Here is a 23,400-nt window from a genome sequence, read left to right as displayed (position 1 = left end):
GCGTCACTCCCCGCCGCGCAGCACGGAGTTGCCCTCGTGGGTGGGGCCGGTCGCGGCCACGTCCAGGACGAGGCGGCCGCTGAGCCCGTAGAACTCGACGGGGTTGCGCCACAGGACGCGGTCCACGTCGTCCTCGGTGAACCCTTCCGCCAGCATCAGGTCGGCGACCTTGCGGGTCTTCAGGGGGTCGCTGCGGCCCCAGTCGGCGGCCGAGTTCACCAGTAGCCGTTCGGGGCCGTAGGTGCGCAGCACGGCGACCATGCGGGCCTCGTCCATCTTGGTGTCCGGGTAGACCGAGAAGCCCAGCCAGCAGCCGCTGTCCTTGGCCTCGCGCACCGTGGTCTCGTTGAGGTGGTCGACCAGCACCCGCTCGGGGGCCAGCGCCGACTCGCGCACCAGGTCGAGGGTGCGGCGCAGACCGGCGAGCTTGTCACGGTGCGGGGTGTGCACCAGCGCGGGCAGGCCGTGGTCGGCGGCGAGCTGGAGCTGGACGGCCAGGGCCTTGTCCTCGGCGGGTGTCATGGAGTCGTAGCCGATCTCGCCGACGGCGACCACGCGGTCCTTGACGAGGTAGCGGGGCAGGTCGTCGAGGACGGGTATGCAGCGCGGGTCGTTGGCCTCCTTCGGGTTGAGGGCGATCGTGCAGTGGTGGGCGATGCCGTACTGGGCGGCGCGGAAGGGTTCCCAGCCGAGCAGCGAGTCGAAGTAGTCGTGGAAGGTGGCGGGAGCGGTCCGGGGCTGGCCCAGCCAGAAGGCGGGCTCCACCACGGCGCGTACCCCGGCAGCGTGCATCGCCGCGTAGTCGTCGGTCGTGCGGGACGTCATGTGGATGTGCGGGTCGAAGATGCGCATCACCGATCCCCCTCCTCGGTCAGGGCGAGCACATGGCGCAGGTCGTCGGGGACACGACGGCCGGCGGCGGTGCGTTCCGCGGCGTAGTCGCGCAGCATGCGGGCGAGTTCGGCGTCCCCGCGGGCGCGCCGGTCCAGGTCGGCGACAGCGTCGACGGGCACGCCGGTGAACAGGCACTTCAGTACGGCGTGCCGCCAGGCGTGGGCGTCGAGGTGACGGGCGGCGTACGGCCCGACGGCGGCGGCGAGCAGCCGGGTGTCGTTGGTGCGCAGCGCGTCCTCGACGAGGGGCAGGGCCTCCGGTCCGGCAACGAGGCCGGGCAGCGCGCGCAGCACGGCGAGGCGTTCCTCGGCGGTGCCCTGGTGGTAGACGCGGGCGAGGGCGTCGGGGGCGGGGCGGGCGGCGGCGAGGATGAGGGAGCGTGCGGCCTCGGCGTGCTCGGGTCCGCAGCGCCGGCCCGCCTCGGCCAGGCGCAGTTCCCACACGGAGATCGGGCCGTGCGCGCCGGGGTGCGCGGTGGCCTCGTCCAGCGCCCGGTCGAGCCAGGCGCGGGCGGGCCCGGGGAGACGTCCGCGCAGGTCGTCGGCGGTGGGGTGGGTCATGAGGTGCTCCCTTCGGCGTGCCTGAGGAAGGGCAGGGAGAGCGCAGCGAAGTGCGGGCCCGCGTGGGAGTGGCGGGGCAGTTCGACGACGGTGAGGCCCTGGTAGCCGGCGTCGGCGAGGGCGGCGAGGACGGGCGGGAAGTCGATCTCGCCGTCGCCGAACGGAAGGTGTTCGTGGACGCCACGGCGCATGTCCTCGATCTGCACGTGCCGCAGCCAGGGCGCGGCGGCCCGGACGCAGTCGGCGGGCGGCAGCGGCTCCAGGCACTGGCAGTGGCCGATGTCGAGGGTGAGGCCGAGGGGTTCCGGGTCGCCGAGCAGGCGGCGCAGGCGGTGGAAGTCGTCGAGGGTGGCGAGCAGGTGGCCGGGTTCGGGTTCCACGGCGAGCGGGACGCCGGCCAGGGCGGCCGCGTCCAGCACGGGTGTGAGGGCGTCGGCGAGCCGTTTCCAGGCGGTGTCCTCGTCGGTGTCGTCGGGGGGCAGGCCGCTGAAGCAGTGCACGGCGTGTGCGCCGAGGTCGGCGGCGATGCTCACGGCGCGCAGCAGCAGGCCGGTGCGGCGGGCGCGGTCGTCGGGATCGGCGTCGAGCAGGGACGGGCCGTGTTTGCGGCGCGGGTCGAGGACGTAGCGGGCGCCGGTCTCCACGGTGACGCCCAGCCCGAGTGCCGCGAGCCGGTGCGCGACCCGGCGGGTGCGGGCCGCGAGGTCCGGGGCCAGCGGGTCGAGGTGCATGTGGTCGAGGGTCAGGCCCACGCCGTCGTAGCCGAGGCCGGCGAGCAGGGCGAGGGCGTCGTCGAGGCGCAGGTCGGCCAGGCCGTTGGTGCCGTAGCCGAAGCGGAGGCTCATGTGATGCTCACCTTCCTCGCGAGGCGGGCCCCGAGCGGGGCGAGGGCGGCGATGAGCAGCGCGCCGGACCGGGCGCCGGAGCGGGCGGCGAGCGCGGCCTGGAGCGGGATCGTGGCGCGGATTCCGGCGCCGACGGCGCGCTGGGTCAGCGGGGGCGAGGGGTTGAGGGCGGCGTGGGTGTAGGGGCGGGCGGCGGTGGCGGCGTACAGGGCGGTCAGGGCGGGGACGAGGGGGTCGCTCCAGCGTGGGGCGGGTGTGCCGCCTGCGTGCCGGGCAGGGCCGGGGGCGCTGGTCGGCGTGGGGCCCGGCAGCCCGCGGGTGGCTGCGTCGCCGTGGGCTGCCGGGAGACGGTGGGTGAGGAGGGCGGTCGTGGCCAGGGCGGCCAGGGGGGCCACGGCGGAGCCGCCGCGGGTCTCGGTGCGGGAGACCGTCGTGACGGCGAGGGTGTGGGTGCCGAGCAGGGCCGCGGAGGGCACGGCCGCGCGGGTGCCGCCCGCGGTGGCGGCCGCGCCGAGCAGCAGGTCGAGGGCGCGGGCCGCCGCCATCGCGGCGGGACCGGCCGGGGTGTGCTTGAGGACCAGGTCGTACGCCCAGACGGTGGCCGCGAGCGGTGCGGCGACGGTGAGGGCGGGGCGGCCGGCGCGGGCCGCCAGGCCCAGGCCGGCCGCCGTGAGCGCACCGGCCGCCGTGAGGGCCGCGGCGGGGCTGACGCGGCCCGACGGGAGCGGCCGGTGCGGGCGGTCCACGGCGTCCTCGGCGCGGTCCGCCCAGTCGTTGAGGGCCATGCCGGCCTCGTACAGGCACACGGAGGCGCCGACGGCGAGGAGCGTGCGCCGGTTCGGCCGTACGGCGGCAGCGGCGGCGCCCGCCAGGACGTCCCCGGGGACGGTGCACAGGGCGGGCAGCCGCAGCAGCTCGGCCCAGGCGCGCAGCCGGGGGTTCACCGCGCTCCCCCGCCGAGCCGCTCGGCGAACCGCAGCAGTGCCGCGTACTGTTCGCCCAGCGCCGCCGGGCCGTCCCCCACCGGGTCCTTGAAGTAGAAGCCGAGGTCGGTGAGCGGGCCGCTCAGGCCGGCTTCGTGGGCGCGTGCGGTCAGCCGGGCCAGGTCGAGGACGAGGGGTGCGGCGAGGGCGGAGTCGCAGCCCTGCCAGATGGTCTGCAGGACCATGCGGGCGCCGAGGAAGCCGTCGAAGGCGACGTGGTCCCAGGCGGTCTTGAAGTCGCCGAGCGCCGGAACGTCGTCGATGTGCACCTCGCCCTGCGGGACGGAGCCGAGAGTGTCGGTGAGGACGCGTTCCTTGCCGGCGTTCTTGGCGGCCGCGGCGGCCGGGTCGGCCAGGGCGGCGCCGTCGCCCCCGCCGAGCAGATTGGTGCCGGACCAGGCCCGCACGGTCAGCGAGCGCTGCGCGAACATCGGGCCGAGGACGGAACGCAGCAGCGTCTGCCCGGTCTTGCCGTCCCGGCCCGCGTACGGCAGCCCGCTCGCGGCGGCGGGAGCGGCGAGCGCCGGGTGGTGCAGGCCGGTGGAGGGGGTGAAGTTGACGTAGGGGCAGCCGGCGCGCAGGGCGGCGGCCGCATAGAGGGAACTGGCGGGCAGTTCGCCGCCGGCGGGCGCGGGTTCGGTGGAGGCGACGTTCACGACGACGACCCGTGCCAGATCGTTTCTGCGGGTGAAGTCGGCCAGGTCGGCGGTGAAGGTCTCGATCAGCCGGTCCGCGTCCCTGGTGTCGCCGGGCAGGGGGCCGCCGGGCCGGATCTCCCGTTCGGCGGCGGCCAGTTCGGCGGCGACGGCCGACGGCAGGCCGTGTGGCAGCACCCCGGCAGCGGCCAGCTGCTCGGCGCGTTTGGGCAGCGGGCAGTCGACGGTGTCGTGGCCGCCGAACACCAGCGAGCCGAGCGGGGGCAGCCCGCCCGCGGCGAACGCCGGGGTCTCGGTGACCATCCCGGTCGGTGGGTGCAGGGCCGCCGTCAGCGCGGCGCAGCCCGCCACCACGGTCGTGGCGACCGAACCGCGGGCGCCTATCAGCCAGACTCCGGTACGGGACGCGGACATGGGCAGCCTCCTTGTCGCGTGCGAACCCTCGAAAGGGGTTGGGGGTGAAGACGGCGGGCGGGAGTCCGGCGTCCCCCGCCCGCCGCCGCTCAGTCGCCCTCTCCGGGCAGTTCCTTGATCCGGATGTCGCGGAAGGACACCTCGTCACCCACTCCGTGGTTCTGGATGCCGATGTGCCCGTCCGCAAGGCTCCGGGCCGGATCGGTGTTGGTGAAGTCGTTGATCTGCACGCCGTTGAGCCACACGCGCAGGCGCTCGCCCTGCACGCGGATCTCGTACGTGTTCCACTCCCCCGGCGGGTTCAGCGCACGGTCGCGCTTCTTCAGGTCGGCGGACCGGAAGCCGTAGACGGACCCGGTGGTCTTCTCCGGGACGTCGGTGGCGTCGATCTGGACCTCGTAGCCGTTGTTCACGGCCGACCACGGGTCGTCCGAGGGCGGGAAGCCCACGAACACACCGGAGTTGTCGTCGCCGGCCGCCTTCCAGTCGAGCTTCAGGGAGTACGACCCGAAGCTCTGGTTGGCGTACCACAGCAGGCCCATCCCGCCGGACGAGGTGAGCGTGCCGTCGTCGGACAGGGTGAAGGAGCCGGGTCCGGCCTGCCGCCAGCCGTCCAGGGAGGTGCCGTCGAAGAGCGGCCGGTAGCCGTTCTCCGGCCGGCAGTCGGCCTGGGCGGCGCCGATGGCGTACCGGATGCCGCCGAGCAGGTGCTGCCTGAAGGCGGGGTCGGCGTAGGACTCCTTGGTGTGGCCGCCACCGGTGTAGAAGGCGCGGCCGCCCTGGTACTCCTGGCACCAGGCGATCGGATGGTCGCCGTTCATGGTGCCGCCGCTGTACGACGACTCGTCCAGCGAGGCGAGGACATGGGCCCGCTCGCGCGGGTTCGAGCGGTAGTTGTACCACTCGTCGGTGCGGTCCCAGGCGGCCCCGAGGTGGGCGGTCGCCGGGTGGGCGCGGTCCTCGACGTTCACCGTGGCGGGCTGGATCGCCGGGTGCGACTGGAAGTACGCGCCGGCGAGGCCGCCGTAGAACGCCCAGTCGTACTCGGTGTCGGCGGCGGCGTGGATGCCGACGTAGCCGCCGCCGCGGTGGACGTAGTCCTCGAAGGCCCGCTGCTGGGCGGGGTTCAGCACGTCCCCGGTGGTGGACAGGAACACCACCGCCGCGTACCGGCGCAGGTTGCCCGGCGTGAACGCGCCCGCGTCCTCGGTGGCGTCGACCGTGAAGCCGCCGCCGGCACCGAGCTCCTTCACGGCCGCGACGCCCTCCGGGATGGAGTCGTGCCGGAAACCGGCCGTCTTGGAGAAGACCAGCACCCGCTTGCCGTCGCCGGGCTGGGAGGTCGCCGGGCCGGTCGCGCAGCCGAGCAGCAGCGCGGCGCAGACGGCGGCGGTCGTGACTCTGCCGACGGTTCGCATGACGGCCTCCTCTCAGCCGGTCGTGAAGGTGAAGTCGTCCAGGTCGAACAGGGCTCCGGCGCCGCCCTTGAACACCAGGTAGAGCGTGGTGGTGCCGCGCGGGGCACGGGACAGGCCGGCTTCAACGTCCCGGTAGGTCTCCCAGCCGCCGGTGGCCGGGACGGCCGCCTTGCCGAGCAAGGTGCCGGTCGGGGAGCCGGCGTGCACCTCGAGGGTGCCGCCCGCGCCGCCGGAGGAGACCCGGGCGGTGATCTTGGTGGCGTTGCTCAGGGCGTACGGCGTGAAGGAGATCCAGTCGCCGTTGTCGATGTTGCCGACGGTCCTGCCGCCGTGCGCGGTGTCCTTGGTGACGACGTCGACGCCGGAGCCGGCGCCGAAGTGCTCGGCCTGGCGGTGCTTGGGCTGGGTGACGTGCCGGGTGTGCGTGGTGAGCGGGGCCTGGCCGCCGCCCCCGTTGTCGGTGTACTGGGCGTCGAAGACACCGAAGATGTTGGCGTCCTCGTCGTGGCCGCCGTCGGCGCTGGTCTGGATGGTGCCGGAGCAGCCGGTGGCGGAGGTCAGCGGGTGGCCGTGGCTGTCGTGGCCGAGGACGAAGGTGACGGTCACCTTGGAGCAGTCGATCGCCCGGCCGTCCTCCGGGTCGGTGACCTTCACCTTGAACGGGATGGCGTCACCGAAGCTGAACAGCTGCCCGTCCTGGGGCAGTTCCAGGGTGACGGTGGGCGCGGTGTTGCCGACGACGATCTGCACACTGGCGCTGCCGGTGCGGCCGGTGGTGTCCTTGGCGGTCAGTGTCGCGGTGTAGGTGCCGTTCGTCTTGTACTTGTGCGTGGGGTTGGCCTCGGTGGACGTGGCCCCGTCACCGAAGTCCCAGCTGTAGGTGAGGGCGTCGCCGTCCTGGTCGCTGGTGCCGGCGGAGGAGAACTGCACCTTCAGCGGAGCCTGCCCGTTGGTGCGGTTCGCGGCGGCCTGGGCGACCGGGGAGTGGCCGTCGGTGGCGTTCTCGATGCGATAGAGCGCGGAGTTGTCGTCGCCGCCGAACCAGGCCAGGCCGTAGTCGAGGACGTACAGGGCGCCGTCGGGGCCGAAGGCCATGTCCATCACCTGGGTGCCGGTCCAGGGGAACGCGTTGATGGACTGCACGGTGCCGTTGTCGTCGCTGACGATGCGCTTGATCCAGCGGCGGCCAAACTCACCGGCGAAGAAGTTCCCGTCGTACGCCTGGGGGAACTTCACCGGCGAGTCGAGCGCGGGGTCGTAGTGGTAGACCGGGCCGCCCATCGGGGACTCGGAGCCGGAGCCGAACTCGGGTACGGAGCCGTTGTCGTAGGGGATCCAGGCGGGCTGGGCCGGGGGCAGGTCGGTCAGGCCCGTGTTGTGCGGGGAGGTGTTCTTGGGGGCGTTGCAGTCGAAGGCGGCGCCGGAGGTCTTGGTGGCGAAGTCGTAGTCGATGTAGGCGTCGTTGGCGCCGGTGCAGTACGGCCAGCCGAAGTTGCCTGGGCCGGTGACCCGGGCGAACTCGACCTGGCCGGCGGGTCCGCGGGTGGGGCTGGCGGAACCGGCGTCGGGGCCGTAGTCGCCGACGTAGAGGATGCCGGTCTTCTTGTCGACGCTGAACCGGAACGGGTTGCGGAAGCCCATGGCGTAGATCTCGGGCCGTGTCTTGGCCGTGCCGGGTGCGAAGAGGTTGCCGTCGGGGATGGAGTAGGAGCCGTCGGCGTTCACCTTGATGCGCAGGATCTTGCCGCGCAGGTCGTTGGTGTTGCCGGCGGTGCGCTGGGCGTCGAAGCCGGGGTTGCGGCCGTCGCGCTCGTCGATCGGGGTGTAGCCGTCGGACTGGAAGGGGTTGGTGTCGTCGCCGGTCGACAGGTACAGGTTGCCGGCCGCGTCGAAGTCGATGTCACCGCCGACGTGGCAGCACAGGCCCCGGGTGGTGGGGACGTCCAGGATCTGCTTCTCGCTGGCGAGGTCGAGTGTGCCGTCGGTCTTCAGCACGAACCGCGAGAGCCGGTTGACGCCGTCGAAGGGCGCGAAGTCGGCCGCGGTGCCGTTCTCGGGGGCGTCGCCGGCCGGGGTGTTCATCGGGGGCGCGTAGTACAGGTAGACGAACCGGTTGTCCGTGAAGTCCGGGTCGATGCCGACGCCTTGGAGTCCTTCCTCGTCGTGCGAGTACACGGCGAGCTTGCCCGCGAGCCTGGTGTTGCCGGCGGCGTCGGTCAGACGCAGCTCGCCGTCGCGGGAGGTGTGCAGGACGGAGCGGTCCGGCAGGACGGCGAGCGACATGGGCTCACCGACCTCCGCCTCGCCCTTGGCGAGGGTGACCTGCTGGAAGTCCTCGGCGGCGGTTGCCTGTTGGTCGGCGACGGCTGCGCCGGCCGGCGGTGTGGTGAGGGTGAGCGAGGCGCCCGCGAGCAGGGCGCCGCTGAGCAGGGCGAGTGCCGTGCGCAGACGTGAGCGAGCAGATCTGGTGGTGCGGTCGTTCCCGTGCACGAATGCCTCCAGATGAGGGGCTGGTTGTACGGGCGGGTGGAGACGCCGGGATGCGCCGTCATCCCGGAGCGGTGACGCTTACGCGGTGGTCAGTTGCCGAACGCCGCGTCGAAGGACGCCGACGGGGGTTCGAAGTCGTACGCCTTCAGGCGGGTCAGGGCCTCGGGGGCGCCCTGCAGGCGGTCCATGCCGGCGTCCTCCCACTCCACGGAGACGGGGCCCTGGTAGCCGATGGAGCGCAGCATGCGGAAGACGTCCTCCCAGGGGACGTCGCCGTGGCCGGCGGAGACGAAGTCCCAGCCGCGCCGCGGGTCGCCCCAGGGCAGGTGGGAGCCGAGGCGGCCGTTGCGGCCGTCGAGGCGCTTGCGGGCTTCCTTGCAGTCGACGTGGTAGATCCGGTCGCGGAAGTCCCACAGGAAACCGACCGGGTCGAGGTCCTGCCACACGAAGTGGGAGGGGTCGAAGTTCAGGCCGAACGCGGGGCGGTGGCCGACCGCTTCGAGGGCGCGCCGGGTGGTCCAGTAGTCGTAGGCGATCTCGCCGGGGTGGACCTCGTGCGCGAACCGTACGCCCTCGGCGTCGAAGACGTCCAGGACCGGGTTCCAGCGCTCGGCGAAGTCCTCGTAGCCGCGCTCGATCATCGACTCCGGTACCGGCGGGAACATCGCGACCAGGTGCCAGATCGCGGAGCCGGTGAAGCCGATGACGGTGTCGACGCCGAACGCGGCCGCGGCGCGCGCGGTGTCCGCGATCCGGGCGGCGGCCCGCTGCCGTACGCCCTCGGCGTCGCCGTCGCCCCACACCTCGGCGGGCAGGATCGCCCGGTGGCGTTCGTCGATGATGGCGTCGCACACCGCCTGGCCGACCAGGTGGTTGGAGATCGCCCAGCAGCTCAGGCCGTACTTGTCGAGCAGGCTCTTCCTGGAATCGAGATACCCCGGGTCGGCGAGGGCCTTGTCGACCTCGAAGTGGTCGCCCCAGCAGGCGAGTTCGAGACCGTCGTAGCCGAAGTCGCGGGCGAGGCGGCAGACCTCTTCGAGGGGCAGGTCGGCCCACTGGCCGGTGAACAGCGTGAACGGACGCGGCATGGCGGTGGCTTCTCCTCAGAGCCCGACGGGCGTGTAGACGGAGTTCTTCTCGGCGCTCTCCTCGACCGCGGCGAGCACGCGTTGCACCTGCAGCCCGTCGGCGAAGGAGGGTTCGGGACGGCGGCCGTCGCAGACGGCGTGGACGAGATCGCGGGCCTGGTGGACGAAGGTGTGCTCGTAGCCCAGGCCGTGGCCGGGCGGCCACCAGGCCTCCAGGTACGGGTGGCCGGGCTCGGTGACGAGGATGCGGCGGAAGCCGGCGCGCTCGCCGGGCTCGGTGCCGTCGTGGTACCAGAGCTCGTTGAGCCGCTCCAGGTCGAAGGAGAGCGAGCCGCGTTCCCCGTTCAGCTCCAGACGCAGGGCGTTCTTACGGCCGGTGGCGTACCGGGTGGCCTCGAAGGAGGCGAGGGCGCCGGAGGTGAACCGGCCGGTGAACAGCGCCGCGTCGTCCACGGTGACCGTGCCGGTGCGGGCGGCGGCGGTCCCGGCGGACAGGCCCTGGACCGCCCCCGCGGGCAGCGGGCGTTCCCGCACGAAGGTCTCCGTCAGCGCGGACACCCCGGCCAGGTGCTCCCCCGCGACGTACTGGGCGAGGTCCACGATGTGCGCGCCCAGGTCGCCGAGCGAGCCGGAGCCCGCCTGCTCCTTGCGCAGCCGCCAGGTCAGCGGGAACGCGGGGTCCACCAGCCAGTCCTGGAGATACGTCACCCGCACGTGCCGCAGGCGGCCGAGCCGGCCCTCGGCGACCATACGGCGGGCCAGCGCGGTCGCCGGCACCCGGCGGTAGTTGAAGCCGACCATCGCCACCAGGCCGCGCGCCTCGGCCTGCCGCGCCGCGCGGACCATCGCCTCGGCCTCGGCGACGGTGTTGGCGAGGGGTTTCTCGCACAGCACGTGCTTGCCGGCGGCGAGCGCGGCGAGCGCGATCTCGGCGTGGCTGTCGCCGGGGGTGCAGATGTCGACGAGGTCGACGTCGTCGCGCTCGACCATCTCCCGCCAGTCGGTGACGGCCGCCGCCCAGCCGTGCCGGTCGGCCGCCGCGCGCACCGCGGTGGCGTCCCGGCCGCAGATCACGGCCAGCTCCGGGCGGCGGGGCAGGTCGAACACCCGGTCCACGGTGCGCCAACCCTGGGAGTGGGCGGCGCCCATGAAGGCGTAGCCGACCATCCCGACGCGCAGCGGCGGTCTGTCCCGGCCCGCTGAGCCGGCCGGGCTCGCCGGGCTCTGGGTCCCGTCTGACTGCTGCGGCTGTGCCATGGGGTAAGTCCTCCGTCCTCGTCGTGACGACGTCGTGGCGGTGCGGTGGGGGGTGCGGGGCTTGCGGTCCGGTCGTGGATCCACCGCGCGGCGGGCCTGGCGTACGCGGGTCCTCCGGTCGTGGCTCCACGGCGCGGCGGGCCTGGCGTACGCGGGCCGCTCCACTGGGTGCGCCGGCGCCGCGGCGCCATGGGTACGGCGGGGCCCTGCGTCCTCGCGCCGTACGGGGCCGGCGTCCTCGCGCGGGGGCACCCCCGTGGCCCCCGCGCGGGCCGCGACCCGCGACGGGCGCGGACGCCGGTCAGCGGAAGCCGGTGGGCATGTACTGGTCGACGTTGGTCTTGTCGACGACGGCCGAGTAGAGCGTGATCGACGACGGGATCTCGTACTCGGCGAGGCCGCCGACGCCCTTGCCCTGGCCGAGGGCGCGGGCGAGGTCGATGGCGGAGGCGGCCATGGTGGGCGGATAGAGCACGGTCGCCTTGAGCACGCCGTTGTCCTGCTTGATGGCCTGGAAGGCGGACAGCGCGCCCGCGCCGCCGACCATCAGGAAGTCGTCGCGGCCGGCCTGCTCGATGGCGCGCAGCGCGCCGACGCCCTGGTCGTCATCGTGGTTCCACAGTGCGTCGAAGCCCGACTGGGCCTGCAGCAGCTGGGCCATCTTGGCCTGCCCGGACTCCACGGTGAACTCGGCCGCCTGACGGGCGACCTTGCGGATGTTCGGGTAGTTCCTCAGCGCGTCGTCGAAGCCCTGGGTGCGCTGTTTGGTCAGCTCCAGGTTGTCCAGGCCCGCGAGTTCGACGACCTTGGCGTTCGGCTTGCCCTTCAGCTTCTCGCCGATGTAGTGCCCGGCGTTCAGGCCCATGCCGTAGTTGTCGCCGCCGATCCAGCAGCGGTAGGCCTGCGGGGTGTTGAAGACGCGGTCGAGGTTGACCACGGGTATCCCGGCGCGCATCGCCTTCAGGCCGACCTGGGTGAGGGCCTTGCCGTCGGCGGGCAGCACCACCAGCACGTCGACCTTCTTGTTGATCAGGGTCTCGATCTGGCCGATCTGCTGCGCGGTGTCGTTGGAGCCCTCGGTGATCTCCAGGCTGACGTCGGCGTACTTCTTGGCGCGGCTCTTGGCGTTGTCGTTGATGGCGTTGAGCCAGCCGTGGTCGGCCTGCGGTCCGGCGAAGCCGATCGTGACGTGCTTGCCGGGCTTGTCGTCGGCGGCCGGCCGGTCGTCCGCGGCCGGGGCGGCGTCCTTCGGCTCGTTGCTGGTGCAAGCCGTGAGGAGGGCTCCGGCGGAGACGGCGGCGGATCCGAAGAGCAGTCCTCTGCGGGTGGGCAGCTGGGGCATGGCGGGGAACCTTTCCTCAGGTCGTGCTTGCGGTACGGCGCTGGACCAGCACGGCGGCGACGATGATCGCGCCCTTGGCGATCTGCTGGACGTCGCTCTGCAGGTTGTTCAGGGCGAAGATGTTGGTGATCGTGGTGAAGACCAGGACGCCGAGCACGGACCCGGTGATGGTGCCGCGCCCCCCGGTGAGCAGGGTTCCGCCGATGATGGCGGCGGCGATGGCGTCGAGTTCGTAGAGGTTGCCGTTGGTGTTCTGGCCGGAGCCGGACAGCACGATCAGCAGGAAGGCGGCGATGCCGCAGCACAGTCCGGACAGCAGGTACAGGTACAGCCGCTGGCGGCGGACGTCGATGCCGGCGAGCCGGGCGGCCTCGGCGTTGCCGCCGACGGCGACGGTGCGCCGGCCGAAGGTGGTGCGGTTCAGCAGCAGCCAGCCGAGGACCGTCACGAGTGCGAAGACCAGCACGAGCGGCGGGATGCCGAGGACGTAGGAGTCGCGTTCGCCGAGACTCAGCACGCCGTCGATGCTGACGATCTGCGTCTTGCCGTCGGTGATCTGCAGGGCGAGGCCGCGGGCCGAGGCCAGCATGGCGAGGGTGGCGATGAACGGGACCATCCCGCCGTACGCGATGAGCAGGCCGTTGACCAGGCCGCAGCCGACGCCGACGGCCATCGCCGTGAACAGGATGCCGGCGAAGCCGAACTCCTGGGTGGCCAGCGTCGTCGCCCACACCGAGGCGAGCGCGACGATCGCGCCGACGGAGAGGTCGATGCCGCCGGAGGTGATGACGAAGGTCATGCCGACGGTGACGACACCGATCACCGAGGCCTGGGTGAGGACGAGTTGCAGGTTGCGGGTGTCGAGGAACTCGTCGGGCTTGGTGACACCGCCGATGACCACGAGCACGGCGAGCACGCCGAGCAGGGACAGGGTGCGGACGTCGGCGCGGGCCATCAGGGTGCGCCAGGCGGGCAGATGGACCTGCGGCACCTTTCCGGTGCCGTCCCGCGGCGGGGAGACGTGCTGCGTCATGACGCCGGGCTTCCTTCCATGACGAGGTCGAGGACGCGGTGTTCGTCGAGCTGCCGGGCGGGTGCGGTGTGCACCACATGGCCCTCGCGCAGCACCAGGACGCGGTCGGCGAGGCCGAGCACCTCGGGCACCTCGCTGGAGACGAGGAGCACCGCGAGACCCTCGTCGGCCAGGCGCCGTACCACCGCGTACAGTTCGGCGCGGGCGCCGACGTCGACGCCGCGGGTGGGTTCGTCGAGCAGCAGGACACGGCAGCCGCGCAGCAGCCAGCGGGCCAGGACGGCCTTCTGCTGGTTGCCGCCGGACAGGGCGCGCACGGGCACGGAGGGGTTGTCGGGCCGCAGGGACAGCTCACGGACGGCGGCGCGTGCGGCGCCGCTCTCGGCCCCGCGGTCGATCCAGCCGCCGCGCGAGAAACGGGACAGCGAGGAGACGGAGACGTTGCGGGTGACGGACTCCAGCATCAGCAGCGCCTGAGCCTTGCGCTCCTCGGGTGCGAGCCCGAGCCCGGCACTCACGGCGGCGCGGACACTGCCCGGTCGCAACGCACGTCCGTCGACACGTACCTGACCGGCCGTCGGTTTGCGTGCGCCGTAGATCGTCTCCAGGATCTCCGAGCGTCCGGAGCCGACGAGTCCGGCGAGACCGACGATCTCCCCGGCGTGTACGTCGAGGTCGAGCGGTGCGAACTCGCCGTCCCGGGCGAGGCCACGCACCTGGAGCACCGGGGTGCCCGTGGGCAGCTCGGCCGGCCGCTCGGGGAAGACGTACTCCACGTTCCGGCCGGTCATCAGGGCGACGACGTCACGGGTCGGGGTCGTCTTCGCGGGCAGTCCGCCCGCGACCGCCCGCCCGTCCTTCAGCACGGTGACGCGGTCGCCGATGCGGCGGATCTCCTCCAGGCGGTGGGAGATGTAGACGACGGCGACTCCGTCGGCGGTGAGGCCGGCGACGATCCGGAAGAGGTTGTCCACCTCGTCCGGGTCGAGCGCGGCGGACGGCTCGTCCATCACGATCAGCCGCACGTCGTGGGACAGCGCGCGGGCCATGGAGACGATCTGCTGCTGCGCGGCCGACAACTCCCCTACCGGTCGCCCGGGTTCGATCTCGGGGTGCCCGAGTCGCGTGAGCAGCGCGGCGGTCGACTCCTTGGCCGCCTTGCGCCGTACGACGAAACCGGCGGCCGTGGGCTCGTGGCCGAGGTGGACGTTCTCGGCCACCGACAGGTGCTCCACCAGGTCGAGTTCCTGGTAGATGGTGGCGATGCCGAGGCGCATCGCGGCGATCGGCGAGCGGAGGGTGACCTCCTCGCCGTGCCAGCGGATGGTGCCGGTGTCCGGCTGGTGGGCCCCGGCGAGGACCTTGATGAGGGTGGACTTGCCGGCCCCGTTCTGGCCGAGCAGGCAGTGCACTTCGCCGGCCTGGACGTCGAGGTCGACGCCGTCGAGGGCCCGGACTCCGGGGAACGACTTGGTGATGCCGGACATGCTGAGCAGCGGTGGTTGTGGTGCCATGCGGATTCCCCTCGGCGGGCGTGCGGGCCGGGTCAGGGCGGTTCTGGGCAGGGCGGAGCAGGGCAGGGCGGAGCTGGGCAGGGCGGAGCTGGGTGAGCGGGTCCGGGCTGGACCGGACCGGCGGTGAGGCGGTTCTGGGCAGGGCGGAGCGGTGCGCTGTGCTGTGCTGGTGCGCCGGTGTGGGGCCGGAGGTGACGCGCGTGCGGGGCCGGAGGTGACGTGAGGGCGGAGCCGGTGGGCTACGCCGGTGAGAACAGGTGGTCGCTGATCAGCCGGGCCGCGCCGATGACTCCGGCGACGGGTCCCAGCTCCCCCAGGACGATGGGCAGGTTGCCGGTCGCCAGCGGCAGCGACTGGCGGTAGACCTGGGTGCGGATCGCGGCGAGCAGGGTGTGGCCGAGTCCGGTCACCCCGCCGCCGATCACCACCAGGCCGGGGTTGAAGAAGCTGACCAGGCCGGCGATGACCTGCCCGGTACGGGTGCCGCCCTCCCGGATGAGATCGAGGGAGGTGGCGTCACCGGCGGACGCGGCCGCGGCGACGTCGGCGGCGGAGAGGGTGCCGCCCGTCTCCAGCCGTGACGCCAGTTCCGGCGACAGCCCCTGACGGGCGGCCTCGGTGGCGTCGCGGGCCAGGGCGGCACCGCTGAAGTGGGCCTCCAGGCAGCCGCGGTTGCCGCAGGCGCAGGGACGGCCGTCGGGCACGGCCTGGATGTGGCCGATGTCCCCCGCGCTGCCGGTCACCCCGCGGTGGACGCCGCCGCCCACCACGATGCCGCAACCGATGCCGGTGCCGATCTTGACGCAGAGGAAGTCGCCCACGGAGCGTGCGACGCCCGCGTGCATCTCCCCCATCGCCATCAGGTTCACGTCGTTGTCGACCATGACGGGGCAGCCCAGTTCCTGGCTGAGCGCCTCCCGCACGGGGAAGCCGTCCCAGCCCGGCATGATCGGCGGTGCCACCGGGACGCCCTCGGGGAAGCGGACGGGCCCCGGGACGCCGATGCCGGCGCCGTCGAAACCCTCCGCGAGCCCGGAGTCGCGCAACTTCGCGGCCATGGACAGCACGTGCTCGAAGACCGCGACGGGTCCCTCGCGGACGTCCATGGGCTGGTTGAGGTGGCCCAGGACCTCCAGCTCGGCGTTGGTGACGGCGACGTCGATCGAGGTCGCGCCGATGTCGACGCCGAGGAAGCGCAGCTGCGGGTTGAGCCGGACGTTGTGCGAGCGGCGGCCGCCGCGCGAGGCGGCGAGTCCGTCGGCCACGACCAGGCCCGTCTGCAGCAGCCGGTCGACCTCCACGGCGAGCTTGGACCGCGAGAGGTCGATCTGATCGCCCAGCTGGGCGCGGGAGTTGGGTCCCCCGTCGCGCAGCAGCTTCAGCAGCTGAGCCTGATGCGTGTTCCCGGGTCGTGCGGTCATGCGCCTCACGTGCCCCTCCCCGCCTCATATCGGCCACTGTCGTCGGGCTTTCGAGGGGAACGTAGCAGTGACTGTTGAATGTGGGAAGAAGTCGCGCACGGATTCCCGCAGACTTCTTCCACTGACAGGACAAAGCCCTGTGCCGCCAACTGCCCTGCCTGCGGGGCCCCTTGCGGTCGGCGGGCACACCGATCACCTGGGGGAACACGTGAACACCGCACCACCGGAGCCGGGCCGCAGAGACGCAGAACACCCGCCTGCGCCGCACACCCTGCGCGGGCAGTCAGAACGCCCGCCTACGTGACGGCCGCGCGCAGGCCGTCGAGAGGTCCGGCTGCATGACGGCCGTGCGCGGGTGGGCCGTCAGGGCGTCGGACGCTCGTGGTACGAGCGTCGGTCGTGCTCGGTGTGTTCGCGCATCAGGCGGGTGGCGAGGCTCTCGTCGCCGTCGGCGATCGCGGCGATCAGCGCGCGGTGCTCGATCCACGACTGCTGCCCGCGCCGGCGCGCCACCGGCGTGTGGTACCAGCGCACCCGGCGGTCCACCTGGGCGGCGAGGTCGGCGAGGACGGTGTTGCCGGCCAGCTCCATGATCGTGGCGTGGAAGCGTGCGTTGAGCGCGACGGCGGCGTCGACGTCGTCCGCGGCGACGGCCTCCTCGCCCTGTGCGCACAACTCCTCGAGTCGGGCGATGCCGTCGCTGGCGGCGGCCGCGGCGGCGAGCCGGGCGGCCTCGGCCTCCAGCAGGGTGCGGACGGTGAGCAGCTGGTCGGCCTCCTCCTCCGTCGGCTCGTGCACGAACGCGCCCTGGGCGGGCGGGCTCGTGCACGAACGCGCCCTGGGCGGGCCGCAGATCGACCCAGCCGTCGGTGTTGAGCCGCTGCAGCGCCTCGCGCACCGGCTGCCGGGACACCCCGAGATGCCCGGCGAGTTCGCTCTCCACGAGGTGCTGACCGGGGCGCAGGGCACGCGTGGTGATGAGTTCGAGCAGGGCCTCGTAGACGCGCTCGCGCAGCGGTCCGGGCCGCTCCAGTCGGGGCACCGCGCCCTGCGGCAGTCCGCTCGACAACGTCGCTCCCCTCGCGGGACTCGGCGGGACGGCACGCGCAGCAGACCATCAGGACCGATTGTCTTTCGTCTACAGGCTACGGCGCCCAAAAATCAGCCGGCCCAAGCCCTGCGCTCCCTTTTCACCACCGTTTCCACAACCGCCGACGGCAGTCCCCCCGGCCCGCCACCCCTCAGGGACAGCGCACGACCTGGCCCGCGTACGACAGGTTGCCGCCGAAGCCGAACAGCAGCACCGGGTCGCCGGTGGTGATGCGGCCCTGCTCGACGAGCTTCGACAGGGCCAGCGGGATGCTCGCGGCGGAGGTGTTGCCGGAGTCGGTCACATCGCGGGCGACGACGGCGTTCGTGGCGCCGATGCGCTCGGCGAGCGGTTCGATGATGCGCAGGTTGGCCTGGTGGAGCACGACGGCGGCGAGGTCCTGCGGGGCGATGCCGGAGCGTTCGCACGCCTGCCGGGCCAGCGGCGGCAGCTGGGTCGTCGCCCACCGGTACACGGACTGCCCCTCCTGCGCGAACCGGGGCGGCTGGCCCTCGATGCGCACGGCGTGCCCCATCTCCGGCACCGATCCCCACAGCACGGGGCCGATCCCGGGCTCCTCCCCGTCGGCGCACGCCTCGACCACCGCGGCCCCGGCCCCGTCGCCGACCAGGACGCAGGTGCTGCGGTCGTTCCAGTCGGTCACCTCGGACATCTTGTCGGCGCCGATGACCAGGGCCCGGCGGGCGGCGCCGGCGCGGACGGTGTGGTCGGCCGTGGCGAGCGCGTGGGTGAACCCGGCGCACACCACGTTGACGTCCATCGCGGCCGGCCCCGGGATGCCGAGCCGGGCGGCGACCCGCGCGGCGGTGTTCGGGGAGCGGTCGATCGCGGTGGAGGTGGCGACCAGGACGAGGTCGATGTCGCCGGGCGCGAGGCCGGCCGCGGCGAGCGCCTTGGCGGCGGCATGCGCGGCGAGTTCGTCGACGGGTTCGTCGGGCCCGGCGATGTGCCGTGTGCGGATGCCGACCCGGCTCCTGATCCACTCGTCGCTGGTGTCGACCAGTCCGGTGAGGTCCTCGTTGGTGAGCACCTTGGCGGGCTGGTAGTGGCCGACGGCGGCGATCCGTGAGCCGTTCATCTGGAGGGTCCCCCTCGTTGGCTGGGCAGCGGGTCCCTCAGTCTGATCAGTGACTCACGGGTACGAGGGCAGCCGAAGCGACAGGAATCGGGCGCGGGCGTTGTCGGCTTCCGTCAGAGGCCGGGCCGCTTCCTGCAGGGGCCGGGCTTCCTTCAGAGGCCGGGCCGCCGCATCCTCCAGGAGAACACCTTCGCGATCTCCGTCGCCGGCCGCGGCTTCGACGCGCGGATCGCCGTCGAGCACGACGCTCCGCTGCCCGACTGACGCTGCACGTGCAGGACAATGAGATCGTCTAGGTCACCTCGCCGCACGACAACCCGGTGACCCACGGCAACCTCTGCATCAAGGGGCGCTTCGGCTACCAGCAGGTACAGAACCGGGACCGACCGGGACGGATGGGGACCATGGGACGAGTGACGGAACGACGCAAGGTGATCCGGGTACGGGACGGGGCGGTCTCCACCCGCCCGGACACGCTCGTCGCCGAGGAACCCCTGGAGATCCGGCTCGACGGCAAGCCCCTCGCCATCACCATGCGCACCCCCGGGGACGACTTCGCGCTGGCGGCGGGGTTCCTGGTCAGCGAGGGCGTCCTGGCGGAGGCGTCCGACCTGGTCAACATCGTGTACTGCGCGGGCGCCACCGCGGACGGCTCGAACACGTACAACGTGGTGGACGTCCACACCGCCGCTCACGTGGTCGTCCCGGACATCACACTGGAGCGCAACGTCTACACGACGTCCTCCTGCGGCCTGTGCGGCAAGGCCAGCCTGGACGCCGTGCGCACCACGGCCCGCTGGCCCATCGCCGACACGCCCCCGCTGCGGGTGACGCCGAAGCTGCTGTCGGGCCTGCCCGACCGGCTGCGCGCGGCCCAGCGGGTGTTCGACCGCACCGGCGGCCTGCATGCGGCGGCGCTGTTCTCCGAGGACGGGGACCTGCTGGACGTGCGGGAGGACGTGGGCCGGCACAACGCGGTGGACAAGCTGGTCGGGCGTGCCCTGCAGAGCGGGGACCTGCCTCTGTCCCGCACGATCCTGCTGGTGTCCGGGCGCGCCTCCTTCGAGCTGGCGCAGAAGGCCGTGATGGCGGGCATCCCGGTGCTGGCCGCGGTGTCGGCGCCGTCGTCGCTGGCCGTGGACCTGGCGGCGGAGACGGGCCTGACCCTGGTGGGCTTCCTGCGTGGCGCCTCCATGAACGTGTACGCGGGCGAGGAGCGGATAGCACTGAAGGCCACGGCCGACCAGGGCTGATCCTCCCCGGCGGCACGACGGCGGGGCCCCGCGGGCGGGGAGCGCCCCCTGCGCCGCGGGGCCCCGTCTCAGCCCGCTCCCGTCCGCCGGAGGCGCGTCCGGTCCACCGTCACCACGGTTCACGGACGGGGCCGAGTCGAGCCGGGCGGACGCCTCGTGCTCCGCGGCGGCGAGCGCGAGCCGGACGCTGCCGCCGAGGTCGGCCTCCGCTGCCGGGGCGAGGTGACCGCGCTCAGCCGTCCGTACCGGAGATCCTGGTCAACAGGGCCAGGAACCGCTCCCGTTCCTCCTCCGTCAGGGGCGCCAGCAGCTCGGCGTTGGCCTCGCGGGCCAACTCCTCGCACCGCTGAAGCATCCGCTCGCCCTCCCGCGTGAGCCGGACGGCGTTCTTGCGACGGTCCTGCGGGTCGGGTTCGCGCAGGAGAAGGCCGGCGGACTGGAGGTCGTTGAGGATGCCGACCAGGTCCTTGGGGTCGAGCCGGACGCTGCGGCCGAGGTCGGCCTGCGCGACCGGGGCGAGGTCACGGACGGCGGAAAGCACCACGTGGTGCCACATCTTCATGCCCTGCCCGGCGAGCGCCTCGGCGACCAGGGCACGCCCGCGTGCGGCGGCGCGCCCGAGCAGCCAGCTGGGCAGGGAGCGGATCGCGGGCAACGGTGCTTCGGACATGCGAGCACCCTAACCGGAAAACCATTGGGACTCCCTACGACTTTCGGATACCGTTGGGACTCCCAACGAGTTCCGGGGGTGCCCGGCGTCCCGGCGCCGGGGGTTCCCGCATGTCGACCGGAGGTACTCATGCGCCGCATCCGATACGACCGCCCCGGCGGCCCCCTCTTCCTCGAGGAGACCCCCGTCCCCGAGCCCGGCCCCGGCGAGCTGCTCGTGCGGTGCGAGGCGATCGGCGTCACCCTCCCCGTCGTCCGCAAGGTCACCGAGGCCGCGGAGCCCATCGCGCTCGGCGGCGAGATCGCCGGTGAGGTCGTGGCCGTCGGGGAGGGCGTGACCCGCTGGGCGCCCGGCGACCGGGTGACCGGGCTGTGCTTCGGCCACGGCTACGCCGACTTCGCGCTGCTGGGGGACGCGATGGCCTCACCGGTGCCGGACACGGCCTCCGCAGTCGACGCGGTCGCTCTCGTCCGCAGCGGGCTCGTCGCCTACGGCGCGCTGGACGCGGCCCGTCCCGAGCCCGGCGAGACGGCACTGGTCACGGCCGCCGCGAGCGGAGTCGGCCATCTCGCCGTGCAACTGGCCCGTATACGCGGCGCGGCCCGGGTCACCGGCGCCGTCTCCGACCCGGCCAAGGCCGGCTTCGTGCGCGCGCTCGGCGCCGACGAGGTCGTGGTGTACGGCGACGAGAACTGGGGCGAGCCGGCCGACTACGCACTGGACGCCGTCGGCGGCGAGCTGCTCACCCCGGCCCTCGCCGCGCTCGCCGCCGGCGGCCGGCTGGTGGCGTACAGCTCGGGCGGCGGGACCGTCCAGGCGTACGACCTGCTGGTGGGCGCGAAGTCCGTCATCGGGTTCCAGATGGCCCGCATCGCCCGGGGCCGGCCGGCCCTGTACGAGCAGTGGCGCGCGGAGCTGTGGCGGCTGTTCGCGGACGGCTCGCTCAAGCCCGCTGTGCACGGCGAGTTCGCGCTGACCGACGCGGCAAAGGCGCACGAGGCGATCGAGGACCGGGTGAATCTCGGGAAAGTGGTGCTGGTCCCGTGATGATCCGCTCAGCACCCTCAGCGCAGGGCGTGGTCCTGTCGCTGCCCCTGGACCGGGTCGGCGGCTGAGTCCTCGGCGTTCGTCCCGGGGTCGTGGGAGCGCCGCTTGGCGATCACCGCGCACACCATCAGCTGCATCTGGTGGAACAGCATCAGCGGCAGCACGGCGAGCGAGGCCTGCGGGCCGAACAGCACGCTGGCCATGGGCAGCCCGGACGCCAGCGACTTCTTCGACCCGGCGAACTGGATCGCGATCCGGTCGGCGCGGCCGAAGCCGAGCCCCTTCGCGCCGTACCAGGTCAGCAGCAGCATCACCGCGAGCAGCACCGCCTCGACGACGAGCAGCCCGCCGAGTCGGACGGGGCTGACCTGGTGCCAGATGCCCCGGACCATGCCCTCGCTGAAGGCGGTGTACACGACGAGCAGGATGGAACCGCGGTCGGCGAGCCCGAGCACCTTCTTGTGCCGGGCGACGAAGCCGCCGATCCAACGGCGCAGCAGCTGCCCCGCCACGAACGGCACCAGCAGCTGCAGCACGATCTGCACCACCGAGTCGGCGGAGAAGCCGCCCGCGCCGCTGCCGAGCAGCCCGGCGGCCAGCAGCGGGGTGACGACGATGCCGACCAGGGAGGAGAAGGAGCCGGCGCAGATCGCGGCGGGCACGTTGCCGCGGGCGATGGAGGTGAAGGCGATGGAGGACTGGATGGTGGACGGCACCAGCGTCAGGAAGAGCAGGCCCTGGTAGAGCGGCTGGGTGAGGAAGACCGGAACGAGTCCGCGGGCGGCCAGGCCCAGCAGCGGGAAGATCACGAAGGTGCAGGCCAGGACGGTGCCGTGCAGCCGCCAGTGCTTGAGGCCGTCCAGCGCCTCACGGGTGGACAGCCGGGCGCCGTAGAGGAAGAACAGGAACGCGATCGCCGCGGTGGACGCGCCGGAGGCGATGTCGGCGCCGGTGCCGCGCGCCGGGAGCAGCGCGGCGAGCCCCACCGTGCCGAGCAACAGCACGATGTAGGGGTCTATCGGCATCCAGCTCGGCCACTGCAGGCGTTTCACGGTGCTCCACGTGCTTCGTCGTCGGTGCGTGCGGGGCCCGGCGGCCCCCTTCCCGGGCGAGGCCCGGAGGGCCCCCTTCCATCGTGCTCCCGGATGCCGTGATCGGGAATCCGGCATACGGCTCTGACTGTCATCGCGATTCATGATGAGCGGCTAGGCTGACAGGCGTGTACGACCCCTCCCAGCTGCGCACCTTCCTCGCGGTGGCGCAGACGCTGAGCTTCACGCAGGCCGCGCGACGCCTCGGGCTGCGTCAGTCGACCGTCAGCCAGCATGTGCGGCGGCTGGAGGACGCCACCGGGCGCACGCTGTTCACCCGGGACACGCACGCCGTGGAGCTGACCGAGGACGGCGAGGCGATGCTCGGCTTCGCCCGCCGGATCCTGGAGGTCCACGAGCAGGCGACGGCCTTCTTCACCGGGACCCGGCTGCGCGGCCGGCTGCGCTTCGGAGCCTCGGAGGACTTCGTGCTGACCCGGTTGCCGGAGATCCTGGAGGGCTTCCGGCACGACCATCCCGAGGTCGACCTGGAGCTGACGGTCGAGCTGTCCGGCATCCTGCACGAGCAGCTTGCGGCCGGGAAGCTGGACCTGGTGCTGGCCAAGCGGCGCCCGCAGGACCCGCGCGGGGAGCTGGTGTGGCGGGACGATCTGGTGTGGATCGGGGCGGAGCGGCTGCGCCTGGACCCCGACCGTCCCGTCCCGTTGATCGTCTACCCGCCGCCGGGCATCACGCGGGCGCTCGCCATGGAGGCGCTGCAGCGGGCGGGACGCCCATGGCGGATCGCCTGCACCAGCGGCAGCCTGAACGGCCTGATCGCGGCGGCCCGCGCCGGCCTCGGGGTGATGGCGCACTCCCGCGGTCTGGTCCCGCCCGGCCTGGTACGCGTCCCGGACCGGGCCGGTCTGCCGGAGCTGTCGGGTGTCGACTTCGTGCTGGTCCACGGCCACCGCCGCCCCTCCGCCCAGGACGCCGCCGACGCCCTCGCCGCGGCGATCCTGGCGGGCGGCGACCGCTTGCAGCGCCGCCGCCGGACCGGCGTCGGGTAGCGGTCCGGGCTGAGAATTCGGGTGCGGCCGCCCGCGTCGGCGGCCCGCGGTGACGGAATCCGGGGCGCCGGCGCTGACCGGAGTGAGACGCCGACGCGAGCCCGGATCGCCCGGCGACCCGGTCGTACAGATTCGGTGGAGATTGCGGCGCCGAAACTTACGGAACCGTCGGTTTTCTGTCCGACCCTTCCGCATGTGCGCCCATTTTCCGTCCATGACCAGCGG

General features: G+C 73.0%; 20 protein-coding genes and 2 pseudogenes. 4 read left to right on the top strand and 18 right to left on the bottom strand.

The features are described from left to right. Positions 1–3: 3 nt before the first annotated feature. The 16 genes and pseudogenes from ACZ64A_RS02760 to ACZ64A_RS02685 form a co-directional block, all read right to left on the bottom strand. Positions 4–852, bottom strand: coding sequence for a TatD family hydrolase (locus ACZ64A_RS02760; protein WP_469807769.1), 849 nt, complete (start codon positions 850–852; stop codon positions 4–6). Beyond that, entirely contained in the window at positions 852–1,454 is a 603-nt protein-coding gene (locus ACZ64A_RS02755; protein ID WP_469807768.1) for an EboA domain-containing protein, read from the bottom strand. Before ACZ64A_RS02755 ends, ACZ64A_RS02760 begins: the two co-directional genes overlap by 1 nt. Continuing rightward, entirely contained in the window at positions 1,451–2,299 is an 849-nt protein-coding gene (locus ACZ64A_RS02750; protein ID WP_469807767.1) for a sugar phosphate isomerase/epimerase family protein, read from the bottom strand. Before ACZ64A_RS02750 ends, ACZ64A_RS02755 begins: the two co-directional genes overlap by 4 nt. Then, positions 2,296–3,243, bottom strand: a complete 948-nt coding sequence (locus ACZ64A_RS02745) for an SCO3242 family prenyltransferase (protein ID WP_469807766.1) — start codon at positions 3,241–3,243, stop codon at positions 2,296–2,298. Before ACZ64A_RS02745 ends, ACZ64A_RS02750 begins: the two co-directional genes overlap by 4 nt. Next, positions 3,240–4,352, bottom strand: coding sequence for an inositol-3-phosphate synthase (locus ACZ64A_RS02740; RefSeq protein WP_469807764.1), 1,113 nt, complete (start codon positions 4,350–4,352; stop codon positions 3,240–3,242). The genes ACZ64A_RS02745 and ACZ64A_RS02740 overlap by 4 nt, the downstream gene beginning before the upstream one ends. 89 nt (positions 4,353–4,441) lie before the next feature. Then, on the bottom strand, positions 4,442–5,770 hold the full coding sequence (locus ACZ64A_RS02735; RefSeq protein WP_469807763.1) for a ThuA domain-containing protein: 1,329 nt from the start codon (positions 5,768–5,770) through the stop codon (positions 4,442–4,444). A gap of 12 nt (positions 5,771–5,782) precedes the next feature. Continuing rightward, positions 5,783–8,260, bottom strand: coding sequence for a PQQ-dependent sugar dehydrogenase (locus ACZ64A_RS02730; RefSeq protein WP_469807762.1), 2,478 nt, complete (start codon positions 8,258–8,260; stop codon positions 5,783–5,785). Positions 8,261–8,349: 89 nt separating this feature from the next. Then, positions 8,350–9,348, bottom strand: coding sequence for a sugar phosphate isomerase/epimerase family protein (locus ACZ64A_RS02725; RefSeq protein ID WP_469807760.1), 999 nt, complete (start codon positions 9,346–9,348; stop codon positions 8,350–8,352). Between the two features lie 15 nt (positions 9,349–9,363). Further along, positions 9,364–10,605 (bottom strand): Gfo/Idh/MocA family protein, encoded by a 1,242-nt coding sequence (locus ACZ64A_RS02720; RefSeq protein WP_469807759.1) that lies wholly within the window; start codon positions 10,603–10,605, stop codon positions 9,364–9,366. Between the two features lie 301 nt (positions 10,606–10,906). Next, the gene (locus ACZ64A_RS02715) at positions 10,907–11,947 is read right to left on the bottom strand and encodes a substrate-binding domain-containing protein (RefSeq protein ID WP_469807758.1); all 1,041 of its coding nucleotides are present in this window, start codon (positions 11,945–11,947) and stop codon (positions 10,907–10,909) included. A gap of 16 nt (positions 11,948–11,963) precedes the next feature. After that, on the bottom strand, positions 11,964–12,980 hold the full coding sequence (locus tag ACZ64A_RS02710) for an ABC transporter permease (protein WP_469807756.1): 1,017 nt from the start codon (positions 12,978–12,980) through the stop codon (positions 11,964–11,966). After that, on the bottom strand, positions 12,977–14,494 hold the full coding sequence (locus tag ACZ64A_RS02705) for a sugar ABC transporter ATP-binding protein (RefSeq protein ID WP_469807755.1): 1,518 nt from the start codon (positions 14,492–14,494) through the stop codon (positions 12,977–12,979). The genes ACZ64A_RS02710 and ACZ64A_RS02705 overlap by 4 nt, the downstream gene beginning before the upstream one ends. A gap of 239 nt (positions 14,495–14,733) precedes the next feature. Further along, the gene (locus ACZ64A_RS02700) at positions 14,734–15,915 is read right to left on the bottom strand and encodes an ROK family protein (RefSeq protein WP_469807753.1); all 1,182 of its coding nucleotides are present in this window, start codon (positions 15,913–15,915) and stop codon (positions 14,734–14,736) included. Between the two features lie 363 nt (positions 15,916–16,278). Next, positions 16,279–16,984, bottom strand: a pseudogene (locus tag ACZ64A_RS02695) (GntR family transcriptional regulator). A 172-nt stretch (positions 16,985–17,156) separates the two neighbouring features. Beyond that, on the bottom strand, positions 17,157–18,104 hold the full coding sequence (locus tag ACZ64A_RS02690; RefSeq protein WP_469807752.1) for a beta-ketoacyl-ACP synthase III: 948 nt from the start codon (positions 18,102–18,104) through the stop codon (positions 17,157–17,159). A 54-nt stretch (positions 18,105–18,158) separates the two neighbouring features. Next, a complete protein-coding gene (locus ACZ64A_RS02685) occupies positions 18,159–18,347 on the bottom strand; it encodes a hypothetical protein (protein WP_469807751.1) in 189 nt (62 codons plus the stop codon). Between ACZ64A_RS02685 and ACZ64A_RS02680 the strand changes: the two are divergent. Both ACZ64A_RS02680 and fdhD read left to right on the top strand, forming a co-directional pair. Next, positions 18,285–18,487: pseudogene (locus ACZ64A_RS02680) on the top strand (2Fe-2S iron-sulfur cluster-binding protein); the annotation flags it as partial. The gene ACZ64A_RS02685 and the pseudogene ACZ64A_RS02680 overlap by 63 nt on opposite strands. Positions 18,488–18,508: 21 nt before the next feature. Beyond that, a complete protein-coding gene (fdhD, locus tag ACZ64A_RS02675; RefSeq protein ID WP_469809031.1) occupies positions 18,509–19,357 on the top strand; it encodes a formate dehydrogenase accessory sulfurtransferase FdhD in 849 nt (282 codons plus the stop codon). Between the two features lie 232 nt (positions 19,358–19,589). Here fdhD and ACZ64A_RS02670 read toward each other — a convergent pair whose 3' ends face one another. After that, on the bottom strand, positions 19,590–20,027 hold the full coding sequence (locus tag ACZ64A_RS02670; RefSeq protein ID WP_469807749.1) for a MarR family winged helix-turn-helix transcriptional regulator: 438 nt from the start codon (positions 20,025–20,027) through the stop codon (positions 19,590–19,592). Between the two features lie 129 nt (positions 20,028–20,156). On the opposite strand from ACZ64A_RS02670, the gene ACZ64A_RS02665 reads away from it, so the two are divergent. Then, complete coding sequence (locus ACZ64A_RS02665; RefSeq protein WP_469807747.1) at positions 20,157–21,074, top strand: quinone oxidoreductase family protein; 918 nt, start codon at positions 20,157–20,159, stop codon at positions 21,072–21,074. A gap of 17 nt (positions 21,075–21,091) precedes the next feature. Here ACZ64A_RS02665 and ACZ64A_RS02660 read toward each other — a convergent pair whose 3' ends face one another. Next, the gene (locus tag ACZ64A_RS02660) at positions 21,092–22,126 is read right to left on the bottom strand and encodes a bile acid:sodium symporter family protein (RefSeq protein WP_469807745.1); all 1,035 of its coding nucleotides are present in this window, start codon (positions 22,124–22,126) and stop codon (positions 21,092–21,094) included. Positions 22,127–22,293: 167 nt separating this feature from the next. On the opposite strand from ACZ64A_RS02660, the gene ACZ64A_RS02655 reads away from it, so the two are divergent. Further along, complete coding sequence (locus tag ACZ64A_RS02655) at positions 22,294–23,175, top strand: LysR substrate-binding domain-containing protein (protein ID WP_469807744.1); 882 nt, start codon at positions 22,294–22,296, stop codon at positions 23,173–23,175. The last annotated feature ends 225 nt before the right edge of the window (positions 23,176–23,400 follow it).

This window comes from Streptomyces sp. NPDC104814, assembly GCF_055583185.1.
Note: the sequence above shows the minus strand (reverse complement) of the source record. Positions and strands in the feature narration are given on the sequence as shown.

What these genes read in the sequence shown, in the direction of transcription:
- ACZ64A_RS02670 (WP_469807749.1), bottom strand. Translation starts at nt 20,027, where the DNA reads ATGTCCGAAGCACCGTTGCCCGCGATCCGCTCCCTGCCCAGCTGGCTG.
- ACZ64A_RS02750 (WP_469807767.1), bottom strand. Translation starts at nt 2,299, where the DNA reads ATGAGCCTCCGCTTCGGCTACGGCACCAACGGCCTGGCCGACCTGCGC.
- ACZ64A_RS02725 (WP_469807760.1), bottom strand. Translation starts at nt 9,348, where the DNA reads ATGCCGCGTCCGTTCACGCTGTTCACCGGCCAGTGGGCCGACCTGCCC.
- ACZ64A_RS02735 (WP_469807763.1), bottom strand. Translation starts at nt 5,770, where the DNA reads ATGCGAACCGTCGGCAGAGTCACGACCGCCGCCGTCTGCGCCGCGCTG.
- ACZ64A_RS02715 (WP_469807758.1), bottom strand. Translation starts at nt 11,947, where the DNA reads ATGCCCCAGCTGCCCACCCGCAGAGGACTGCTCTTCGGATCCGCCGCC.
- ACZ64A_RS02760 (WP_469807769.1), bottom strand. Translation starts at nt 852, where the DNA reads ATGCGCATCTTCGACCCGCACATCCACATGACGTCCCGCACGACCGAC.
- ACZ64A_RS02720 (WP_469807759.1), bottom strand. Translation starts at nt 10,605, where the DNA reads ATGGCACAGCCGCAGCAGTCAGACGGGACCCAGAGCCCGGCGAGCCCG.
- ACZ64A_RS02700 (WP_469807753.1), bottom strand. Translation starts at nt 15,915, where the DNA reads ATGACCGCACGACCCGGGAACACGCATCAGGCTCAGCTGCTGAAGCTG.
- ACZ64A_RS02705 (WP_469807755.1), bottom strand. Translation starts at nt 14,494, where the DNA reads ATGGCACCACAACCACCGCTGCTCAGCATGTCCGGCATCACCAAGTCG.
- ACZ64A_RS02690 (WP_469807752.1), bottom strand. Translation starts at nt 18,104, where the DNA reads ATGAACGGCTCACGGATCGCCGCCGTCGGCCACTACCAGCCCGCCAAG.
- ACZ64A_RS02740 (WP_469807764.1), bottom strand. Translation starts at nt 4,352, where the DNA reads ATGTCCGCGTCCCGTACCGGAGTCTGGCTGATAGGCGCCCGCGGTTCG.
- ACZ64A_RS02665 (WP_469807747.1), top strand. Translation starts at nt 20,157, where the DNA reads ATGCGCCGCATCCGATACGACCGCCCCGGCGGCCCCCTCTTCCTCGAG.
- ACZ64A_RS02710 (WP_469807756.1), bottom strand. Translation starts at nt 12,980, where the DNA reads ATGACGCAGCACGTCTCCCCGCCGCGGGACGGCACCGGAAAGGTGCCG.
- ACZ64A_RS02755 (WP_469807768.1), bottom strand. Translation starts at nt 1,454, where the DNA reads ATGACCCACCCCACCGCCGACGACCTGCGCGGACGTCTCCCCGGGCCC.
- fdhD (WP_469809031.1), top strand. Translation starts at nt 18,509, where the DNA reads ATGGGACGAGTGACGGAACGACGCAAGGTGATCCGGGTACGGGACGGG.